The 9,229-nt window shown below is 69.5% G+C and carries 9 protein-coding genes; 7 read left to right on the top strand and 2 right to left on the bottom strand.

All coding sequences use genetic code 11. From position 1 onward, the window contains the following. Positions 1-74: 74 nt before the first annotated feature. The 6 genes from ACOADB_RS20780 to ACOADB_RS20805 all read left to right on the top strand — a co-directional run bounded on the left by ACOADB_RS20780 (position 75) and on the right by ACOADB_RS20805 (position 6,759). Positions 75-1,124 (top strand): zinc-dependent metalloprotease, encoded by a 1,050-nt coding sequence (locus ACOADB_RS20780; RefSeq protein WP_378602918.1) that lies wholly within the window; start codon positions 75-77, stop codon positions 1,122-1,124. Further along, positions 1,124-2,125 carry a tRNA lysidine(34) synthetase TilS gene (gene tilS, locus ACOADB_RS20785; protein WP_378602921.1) on the top strand — a complete coding sequence of 334 codons (1,002 nt, stop codon included), beginning with the start codon at positions 1,124-1,126 and terminating at the stop codon, positions 2,123-2,125. The genes ACOADB_RS20780 and tilS overlap by 1 nt, the downstream gene beginning before the upstream one ends. A 5-nt stretch (positions 2,126-2,130) precedes the next feature. After that, positions 2,131-2,682: a hypoxanthine phosphoribosyltransferase gene (hpt, locus tag ACOADB_RS20790; RefSeq protein ID WP_378602924.1), complete on the top strand. Its 552-nt coding sequence runs from the start codon at positions 2,131-2,133 to the stop codon at positions 2,680-2,682. 163 nt (positions 2,683-2,845) lie between these two features. After that, positions 2,846-4,918, top strand: coding sequence for an ATP-dependent zinc metalloprotease FtsH (ftsH, locus tag ACOADB_RS20795; protein ID WP_378602927.1), 2,073 nt, complete (start codon positions 2,846-2,848; stop codon positions 4,916-4,918). A gap of 12 nt (positions 4,919-4,930) precedes the next feature. Then, complete coding sequence (gene folE, locus ACOADB_RS20800; protein WP_378602930.1) at positions 4,931-5,548, top strand: GTP cyclohydrolase I FolE; 618 nt, start codon at positions 4,931-4,933, stop codon at positions 5,546-5,548. Positions 5,549-5,562: 14 nt separating this feature from the next. After that, positions 5,563-6,759: a TDP-N-acetylfucosamine:lipid II N-acetylfucosaminyltransferase gene (locus tag ACOADB_RS20805; RefSeq protein ID WP_378602933.1), complete on the top strand. Its 1,197-nt coding sequence runs from the start codon at positions 5,563-5,565 to the stop codon at positions 6,757-6,759. Here the strand turns inward: ACOADB_RS20805 and ACOADB_RS20810 are convergent. Both ACOADB_RS20810 and ACOADB_RS20815 read right to left on the bottom strand, forming a co-directional pair. Continuing rightward, positions 6,698-7,333, bottom strand: coding sequence for an acetyltransferase (locus tag ACOADB_RS20810; protein ID WP_378602936.1), 636 nt, complete (start codon positions 7,331-7,333; stop codon positions 6,698-6,700). The genes ACOADB_RS20805 and ACOADB_RS20810 overlap by 62 nt on opposite strands. Then, the gene (locus ACOADB_RS20815) at positions 7,330-8,454 is read right to left on the bottom strand and encodes a DegT/DnrJ/EryC1/StrS family aminotransferase (RefSeq protein ID WP_378602939.1); all 1,125 of its coding nucleotides are present in this window, start codon (positions 8,452-8,454) and stop codon (positions 7,330-7,332) included. The genes ACOADB_RS20810 and ACOADB_RS20815 overlap by 4 nt, the downstream gene beginning before the upstream one ends. 32 nt (positions 8,455-8,486) lie before the next feature. Here ACOADB_RS20815 and ACOADB_RS20820 point away from each other — a divergent pair. Continuing rightward, the coding region (locus ACOADB_RS20820) for a glycosyltransferase family 4 protein (RefSeq protein WP_378602942.1) at positions 8,487-9,229 on the top strand (743 nt) is incomplete at its 3' end.

The raw sequence follows: 9,229 nt of genomic DNA on the forward strand, positions 1-9,229 counted from the left end.
GGGCGCCCCGTCCGCGACGCCCACACTTCGCACCCCCAATTGCCACACTTCGTGGGCGGCCTACGCTTCCTTCCATGCCCGAGCCGACCGCTGAACTCCCCCCGATGATCGATTGGGACCTCGCGGTGTCCCTCGGCTCGCGCCTGGCGGGGGAGGGACCGGTGGTGTCGCGGACCGAGGCCGACGACGCCGTCGCGGAGCTGCGGGCGGGCGCGAACCGCTCGACCGGGCTGGTGCGGGAGTTCACCGGCCTCGACGCCCCTGACGGGACGGCCCCGATCCTGGTGGTCGACCGCCGCGGCTGGGTGCAGGCCAACGCGGAGGGTTTTGCGATCGCGACCCGCCCGATGGTCGAGAAGATGGTGGAGTCCAAGCCCCCCGGCAAGCTGGCGGTCAAGGTGGGTTCCAAGATCACCGGTGCCGAGGTCGGTGGCCTGCTCGGCTTCCTGGCCGGCAAGGTGCTCGGCCAGTTCGACCCGTTCCACGAACCGCACGGCCGGCTGCTCCTCGTCGCGCCGAACATCGTGCACGTGGAGCGCGAGCTCGAGGTCGACCCGCACGACTTCCGCCTCTGGGTCTGCCTCCACGAGGAGACCCACCGCGTGCAGTTCACGGCGGTGCCGTGGATGCGTGAGCACCTGTTCTCCGAGATCGCCGCGATCAGCGACGCGGTCGACCCCAGCAGCTTCATCGACGGCGGCCTCGAACGCATCACCGAGGCGATCAAGTCCGCGCGCAACGGCGGCAGCATCGTGGACATGTTCAGCACCCCCGAGCAGCGCGAGATCCTGGACCGGGTCACCGGCATGATGTCGTTGCTCGAGGGCCACGCGGACGTCGTCATGGACGACGTCGGGCCGAGCGTGATCCCCAGCGTCGAGAAGATCCGCGCGAAGTTCACCCAGCGCCGCAAGGGCGTCGGCACCCTGGACCGGCTGCTGCGCCGCCTGCTCGGCCTCGAGGCGAAGATGGCGCAGTACCGCGACGGCGCCCAGTTCGTCCGCGCCGTCGTCGACAAGGTCGGCATGGAGGAGTTCAACGCCGTGTGGGCCGGTCCGGAGAACCTCCCGAGCAAGGCCGAGCTGAGCGACCCCGAGGGCTGGGTCCGCCGCGTCCTCAGCTGATGACGCTCCACCCCGCCGTCGCTGCTGTACGACGGGCGATCCGCGACGACGTCCGTCGCGCGCCCGGTGGGGCGGTGCTGGTCGCCTGCTCGGGCGGCGCGGATTCGCTCGCGCTCCTGGCGGGCACCGTGTTCGAGGCGCGCAAGCGCGAATGGCACGTCGTCGGTGTGACCGTCGACCACGGACTGCAGGACGACTCGGCTGACCATGCTGCACATGTCGTCGAGCAGATGGTCCGCCTCGGGGTGCACGAGACCGTGAGCGTCCGGGTCAACGTCGTGGCCACGGACACCGGACCCGAGGCAGCGGCGCGTGAAGCGAGGTATGCCGTCCTGGCAGAGGTCGCCGACCGGTTCGGGTCGAGCCCGGTCCTGCTCGGCCACACGCGCGACGACCAGGCCGAGACGGTCCTGATGGGGCTTGCGCGCGGCAGCGGCGCCCGGTCGCTGTCCGGGATGCGCCGGTCCTTCGACCGGTACCGACGACCGCTGCTCGACATCACACGCGCGGAGACCGAGGCAGCGTGCGTCGCCGAGGGCATCGAGTTCTGGACCGATCCCCACAACAGCGACCCCCGCTTCCTGCGTTCGCGGGTGCGGCACACCGTCCTGCCGATGCTGGAGGCCGAGCTCGGGCCGGGCATCGCTGCGACGCTGGCCCGTACGGCCGACCAGCTGCGTCACGACACCTACGCGCTCGACGAGATGGCTGCCCGCGTCCTGCGAGAGGTGGACGAGGCGGACGAGGACGCGGAGCACCACCTCGTCAGGACGGGCTGGCTGGAGACCTATCCCGCCGCGATCATCAGTCGGGTGCTCCGCACGGTCGCCCTCGAGGCGGGCTGTCCGCCGTCCGAGCTCTTCGCCGTCCACATCGACGCGATGTTCGATCTCGTGTACGGACATGGCCACCACGACAGGCAGGTCCAACTGCCCGGCAAGGTCACCGCGTATCGCGACGGCTCCCACCTCCGGTTCCGCCCCACCGCTGTGGCAGGCTGACGCCCATGGACGCAGCAGACGTCGGCAACGACCTGGTCGAGGTGCTCTTCACCGAGGCCCAGATCCAGGCCCGGATCGCCGAGATGGCCGCCGTGATCGACCGCGACTACGACGGCAAGGACCTCGTCCTGGTCGGCGTGCTGCGCGGTGCGGTGATGGTCATGGCCGACCTGTCCCGCGCCCTCACGAAGCATGTCGAGATGGACTGGATGGCCGTGTCGTCGTACGGCTCGGGGACGAAGTCCTCCGGTGTGGTGCGGATCCTCAAGGACCTCGACGCCGACATCACCGGCCGCCACGTCCTGATCGTCGACGAGATCATCGACACCGGCCTGACCCTGTCGTGGCTGACCTCCAACCTGGGCTCCCGTGGCCCGGCGAGCGTCGAGATCGCCACCCTGCTGCGCAAGCCCGAGGCGCTGACCATGCCCATCGAGGCCAAGTACGTCGGCTGGGACATCCCCAACGAGTTCGTCGTCGGCTACGGCCTCGACTACCGCGAGAAGTACCGGAACCTGCGCGACATCGGCACCCTCTCCCCTTCCGTCTACTCCTGAGCGACCCGCAGAAGCGGGAACCAGCGACCCCTCCCCGTACGTTGGCTGCACGGGACCTCGACGGGCCCCGTGTTCCGGTCACCATGGACCGGACAGAATGGTCGGACTGTCGACGTGTACCGTCGACTGATCCTGATGGTGGAGATGGGGAGCGAGTAAGTCTGTGAAGCGCGTTTTCAGGGGGCCTTGGCTCTGGATCGTGGTGGCGGTGTTCGCCGTGGTCCTCGCCCTGCAGTTGCTCGCGCCCGGTGGAGGGTACGACGAGGTCCAGACCTCCCAGCTGTCGAAGTACATCGACAAGGGCCAGGTCAAGGACATCACCTTCATCGACGGCGACCAGTCCATCGAGGCCACCCTCGACAAGGGCACCCGCGAGTCCGGCGACAAGGTGCTGGCCTACTACATCCAGGGCCAGCAGGAGACGCTGCTCGCCGCTGTCGACGAGCAGGTCGCCAAGGGCACCATCGAGAAGGCCAACTCGAAGAACCCCAAGCCCAGCCTGCTCGGCTCGATCCTCGCGACGCTGCTGCCGTTCGCCCTGATCATCTTGCTGTTCATCTTCTTGATGAACAACGTGCAGGGTGGCGGCAAGGGCGTCATGCAGTTCGGCAAGTCCAAGGCCAAGATGATCAGCAAGGACATGCCCAAGACCACGTTCGCCGACGTCGCTGGTTGCGACGAGGCGATCGAGGAGCTCGGCGAGATCAAGGAGTTCCTCCAGGAACCCGCCAAGTTCCAGGCCGTGGGCGCCAAGATCCCCAAGGGCGTGCTGCTCTACGGCTCTCCCGGTACGGGCAAGACGCTGCTCGCCCGCGCTGTCGCCGGCGAGGCCGGCGTGCCGTTCTACTCGATCTCCGGCTCGGACTTCGTCGAGATGTTCGTCGGTGTCGGCGCCTCGCGTGTTCGTGACCTGTTCGAGCAGGCCAAGGAGAACGCCCCCGCCATCGTCTTCATCGACGAGATCGATGCCGTCGGTCGCCACCGCGGCGCCGGCATGGGCGGCGGTCACGACGAGCGCGAGCAGACCCTCAACCAGCTCCTCGTGGAGATGGACGGCTTCGACGTCCGCGGCGGCGTCATCCTGATCGCCGCGACGAACCGTCCCGACGTGCTCGACCCGGCGCTGCTGCGCCCGGGTCGCTTCGACCGCCAGATCCCCGTCGACGCGCCCGACCTGGCCGGCCGCAAGCAGATCCTCGACGTGCACTCGCGGGGCAAGCCGCTCTACACCGACGTGGACCTGATGGCTGTTGCCCGTCGTACGCCCGGCTTCTCGGGTGCCGACCTGGCCAACGTGCTCAACGAGGCCGCGCTGCTCACCGCGCGCAACAACAAGAAGGTCATCGACGCGGCCACGCTCGACGAGGCGATCGACCGCGTCATCGCGGGCCCGCAGCGTCGTACCCGCCTGATGACCGAGAAGGAAAAGCTCATCACCGCCTACCACGAGGGCGGCCACGCCCTCGTCGCAGCGGCGCTCCCGGGCGGCGACCCGGTCCACAAGATCACGATCCTGCCGCGCGGCCGCGCCCTCGGGTACACGATGGTGCTGCCGGACGAGGACAAGTACTCCCAGACCCGCTCGGAGATGCTCGACAAGCTCGCCTACATGCTGGGCGGCCGGGCGGCGGAGGAGATGGTCTTCCACGACCCGACCACCGGCGCCGGCAACGACATCGAGAAGGCGACCAGCGTCGCCCGCGCGATGGTCACCCAGTACGGCATGACCGAGCGCCTCGGCGCGATCAAGCTCGGCGAGGCCGCCGGCGAGCCGTTCATGGGTCGCGACATGGGCCATGGCCGGGGCTACTCCGAGGACGTCGCCGCGATCATCGACGAGGAGACCAAGCTGCTCCTCACCGGCGCCCACCAGGAAGCCTTCGACATCCTGGTCGAGAACCGCGACGTGCTCGACCAGCTCGTCCTCGCGCTGCTCGACAAGGAGACGCTCGACAAGGCCGAGGTCGCGGAGATCTTCACCGCACTGCGGCTGCGTCCGCGTCGTCCGGCCTGGACCGGCTCGCCGACCCGCATCCCCTCGGACATCCCCCCGGTGGAGATCCCCGAGGAGATCCGCCGCCGGGCCGAGCAGAACGGCCTCGCGGTCAACGGAGCACCCGAGCCGGAGGGTGGGCAGATCCTGACGCCGCCCGGTCCCGACGGTGACGTCCACGGCGGACCTCCGATCGTTCCGCCGAACGAACCGCAGCCGCCGACCCCCTCTGCTGGCACCTGACAAGGGACCCTCATGGCCGATCCGATCACCGTCCCCGAGCGGGACCGCGACGACGTGCCCGCGTTCGACCACGACCGGGCCGAGGCCGCCGTCCGGGAGCTGCTCGCAGCGATCGGGGAGGACCCCGACCGCGAGGGCCTGCGGGAGACGCCGGCCCGCGTGGCCAGGGCGTACGCCGAACTGACCTCCGGACTGCGGATGACTGCTTCCGACGTCCTCACGACGACGTTCGACATCGGTCATGACGAGATGGTGCTGGTCCGTGACATCGAGCTGTGGTCGATGTGCGAGCACCACCTGGTGCCGTTCACCGGCGTCGCCCATGTCGGCTACATCCCTGCCGAGAGCGGCAAGATCACCGGCCTGTCCAAGCTGGCGCGGCTCCTCGACGTCTATGCCAAGCGACCCCAGGTCCAGGAGCGGCTCACCACCCAGGTGGCGGACTCGCTGATGGAGCTGCTCGACGCGCGCGGCGTGATCGTGGTCATCGAGGCCGAGCACCTCTGCATGACGATGCGCGGCGTCCGCAAGGCCGGAGCCCGCACGATCACCTCGGCGATCCGCGGTTCCATGCACAACCCGGCGACCCGAGCCGAGGCGATGAGCCTCATCATGCACGGGACCCGGTAGGCCAGCACGCCCCGATGAAGATCTTCCACATCGGTTCGGACTCGCACTTCGTCGACTACCTCGTCGCCCGGTTCGAGCGCCTGGCCCCGGGAGCCAACGTCCTCGTGCAGGCCACCAGCAGGGACCCGCGCCCGGTCGAGTTCACCGGCCCGAGCTCCTGGGTGCTGCCGACGTCGGAGAACGTCGACCTCGTCGTCGAGCAGCTCCAGGCCGCCGACGTCGTCGTCGTGCACGCGATGTCGGACTTCGCCGCCCTCGTGTGTGCGCAGCTGCCGCCCGAGGTGATCGTGGTGTGGAGCGGCTTCGGGTTCGACTACTACCGGGGCGAGGCGGCCGACGACCTGTACGGCGTGCGGACCCTCAACCTGCTGAAGCGCGTGCATCGCGGCAAGGTGCCCGACCGGTTGGGGCGCCTCGTGGTGGAAGGGCAGCCCGGCTCCCTGGAGGGAGCCGCACTCGACATGGTGCGGCAGACGGTCGCGCGTCGTACCGACTTCTTCTCGGCCCCGGCCCCACCGGACCTCGATGTCTTCACCCGCGCCTTCCCCGGCTTCCGCGGGGAGTATCGCCAGCTCAACTACGGCGACATCGTGTCGATGTGCCGCGCCGGCGATGCCGTGGCCCGGGGCAACGACATCCTCGTGGGGAACTCGGCGGCGTGGACGAACAACCACCTGGAGACCTTCCGGCGGCTCGCCGACACCGATCTGGGCTCACGCCGCGTGGTCGTCCCGCTGACCTACGGCGACAACGCCTACCGCGACGGAGTGGTCCGGGGCGGTGAGCGGCTCCTCGGAGAGCACTTCTTCCCGATCGTCGAGCACCTGCCGATCGAGGAGTACCTCGACATCGTCGCGGGGTGCGGAGTCGCCGTGTTCCTGCACCGGCGCCAACAGGGCCTCGGCAACATCGTCGCCGCGGTCCAACAGGGCACGCACGTCTACCTCGACCGCCGCAACCCGCTCTACGCCTGGTTGCGTGAGCTCGGGCTCGACATCCATCGAGCGGCCGAGCTCCAGGAGGCCCTCCCCGAGGGGCCGGTCGATGCGGCGTCACTGGCGCGGCACCGCGAGGTCCTCGCCGGCTTCTGGGGGACCGACCGGGTGGAGGCCAACCTGGCCCGGTTCGTGGCAGAGCTGGAGAAGCGGGTCAGCGCTTCCGCACGGCGGGCACGCCGGCAACGAGTGCTCCCGGGGCGACGGAACCGGTGACGACGGCCCCGGCTGCCACCACGGCGCCGGCGCCGATGACCAGCCGCTCCGTCGTGGTTCCGTTGATGACCGTGGCCCCGGTCCCGAGGAACGCGCCACGTTCGATGGTGACGTGCCCGGCGACGTGCACCCCGGGCGAGAGGGTCACGTAGTCCTCGAGGACGGCGTCGTGGCTGACGGTGCAGCCGACGTTGACGTGGACGTGCCGGCCGAGGGTGATGTCGGTGGTCAGGACGCTGCCCGCGGCCACCACGCTCCCGGGTCCGAACTGCACCCGATCGGGTGCGTGCTCGACGCGTGGATGGACCAGCGTGGTCGCCACCAGGCCGGCCCGATCGCACGCCTGCGCAGCCCGCTCGCGTGCCGCAGGATCGCCGATCGCGGCGACGTAGAGCCCGCCGGCGGTGGCATCGGCCAGGAGCCGGACGGGATGGCCGTGCACCGGCCCGTCCAGGTGGCTCTCGTCGTCGACCAGGTAGACGAGGGACAGGTCGTCACCGTGCACCTCGCGGGCCAGCCAGGCCAGCTCGCGGCCGTGTCCCCCCGCGCCGAAGAGGTGGAGGAGGCGGGTCATCGGCCGACCTGCGCCCGGATCAGGCCGGTGATCACTTCGATGTCGGCGACGCTCACCGCGCTGCCGGTCGGCAGGACGACGACCTCGCCGGCCACCTGTTCGGTGACGGGCAACGTTGCGCCGGCGTCGGGATCGAGGTCGCGATACGGCGCCATGTTGTGGCACCCGGGCCAGAAGTAGCGCCGGGCAAGGACGTTCTCGGCCTGCAGCGCCTCGACCAGGGCGTCGCGCGAGGTCCCGGCGTCCTCACGCACCTGGAGCACGACGTACTGGAAGTTGTTCGCCTCGTCGGGATCGAACGACATCAGCTCCAGGCCGGGTACGCCGGCCAGCCCGGCGGCGTACGCCTCGTGGTTGCGCCGGTTGACGGCGATCGTCGCGTCCAGCATCTCGAGGTTGGTCAGGCCCATCGCTGCGCAGACCTCGATCATCTTCCCGTTGGTGCCGGGATGGATGACGTTGTCGTACCCGGCGAACCCGAAGTTGCGCATCAGGCGGGCCTTCTCGGCGATCTCGTCGTCATCCGTCATCACCGCCCCGCCCTCGAAGCTGTTGAAGAACTTCGTGGCGTGGAAGCTGAAGACCTCGGCGCGGCCGAACCCGCCGATCATCCGGCCCTGGTGGGTGCACGCGAAGGCGTGGGCCGCGTCGAACATCAAGGAGAGGCCGTGCTCGTCGGCGATGGCCTGGAGCTCGTCGACCGCTGCGGGCTGGCCCCACAGGTGCACGCCGATGATCCCGGTGGTGCGCGGGGTGATCGCGCGTCGTACTGCCTCGGGGTCCAGGGTGTGGGTCCGTGGGTCGATGTCGGCGAAGACGGGGGTGACGCCCTGCCAGTGCAGGGCGTGGGCAGTGGCGACGAAGGTGTACGACGGCACGATGACCTCACCCTCCAGCCCGAGCGCGCGGATGGCGATCTCGAGGGCGATGGTGCCGTTGCAGGTCGCGACGCAGTGCCTGACGCCGGCCATCTCGGCCAGTCGCGCCTCGAGCTCTCGGACCACGGGGCCGTCGTTGGAGAACCAGCCGCGGTCGAAGATCTCCCCGACCCGGGTCAAGAACGCCTCGCGATCGCCCATGTTGGGCCGGCCGACATGGCGGGGTTCCTCAAACACAGGCACGCGGCGACTCTACTGAACTACTCTGTCCGCTCATGCGCGTGCTCCAGGCGCCGGTGAACATCGCCAATCAGCCATGGCTGATGGCCCAGGGACTTCGTCAGGCCGGACACGAGGTCGAGGTGTGGCAATTCAGGGAGCACCCCTTCGGCTACCCGGTCGACCGGACCGTCGACGTGACGCCGGGCCCGGCGTCGATCATCCGGGCCTTCCTGGAGGCGGTCGAGCAGGACTTCGACGTCGTGCACTTCCACTACGCGAGCTCGCTGGTGCCCCAACGTGAGTTCCTGCCCTGGTTCTGGGACCTGCCGGTGTGGCGGTCGCTCGGTGTCACGGTGGTCTTCACCTTCCACGGTTCGGACGCGCGCCTGCGCAGCCACCACGTCGACGACGACCCGTGGAGCTACTACCGGTTCGCCGACGTGCCGTGCGACGAGGAGCTGATCGCCACCCGGCTGTCGGTCATCCGCCGGTACGCCTCGCACATGACCGTGGGCAGTGTGCTCGACCTTCCGTACGTCGACGAGGGCGTGTACGTCCCCAAGATCGTCGACACCGACAGCATCCGGGCCGTTCCGGTCGCCGACCGTCCGCGAGCCGTGATCGCCCACGCGCCGAGCCGCCGGTCGACCAAGGGCACCGACATCGTGCTGGCGGCCCTCGACACCCTGCGCGAGGAGGGCTTGCCGTTCGACGTCGACCTGATCGAGGGCGTCAGCAACGCCGAGGCCCTCGAGCGCATGGGCCGCGCCGACATCGTGGTCGAGAAGCTCCTGGG

It is taken from the genome of Nocardioides sp. CPCC 206348, from assembly GCF_048654705.1.
In the GTDB taxonomy this organism is placed as follows: Bacteria; Actinomycetota; Actinomycetes; order Propionibacteriales; family Nocardioidaceae; genus Nocardioides.

Excerpts from the sequence above, each read along its gene's own strand:
- ACOADB_RS20780 (WP_378602918.1), top strand. The coding sequence starts at position 75 with ATGCCCGAGCCGACCGCTGAACTCCCCCCGATGATCGATTGGGACCTC.
- folE (WP_378602930.1), top strand. The coding sequence starts at position 4,931 with ATGGCCGATCCGATCACCGTCCCCGAGCGGGACCGCGACGACGTGCCC.
- hpt (WP_378602924.1), top strand. The coding sequence starts at position 2,131 with ATGGACGCAGCAGACGTCGGCAACGACCTGGTCGAGGTGCTCTTCACC.
- ACOADB_RS20810 (WP_378602936.1), bottom strand. The coding sequence starts at position 7,333 with ATGACCCGCCTCCTCCACCTCTTCGGCGCGGGGGGACACGGCCGCGAG.
- ACOADB_RS20805 (WP_378602933.1), top strand. The coding sequence starts at position 5,563 with ATGAAGATCTTCCACATCGGTTCGGACTCGCACTTCGTCGACTACCTC.
- tilS (WP_378602921.1), top strand. The coding sequence starts at position 1,124 with ATGACGCTCCACCCCGCCGTCGCTGCTGTACGACGGGCGATCCGCGAC.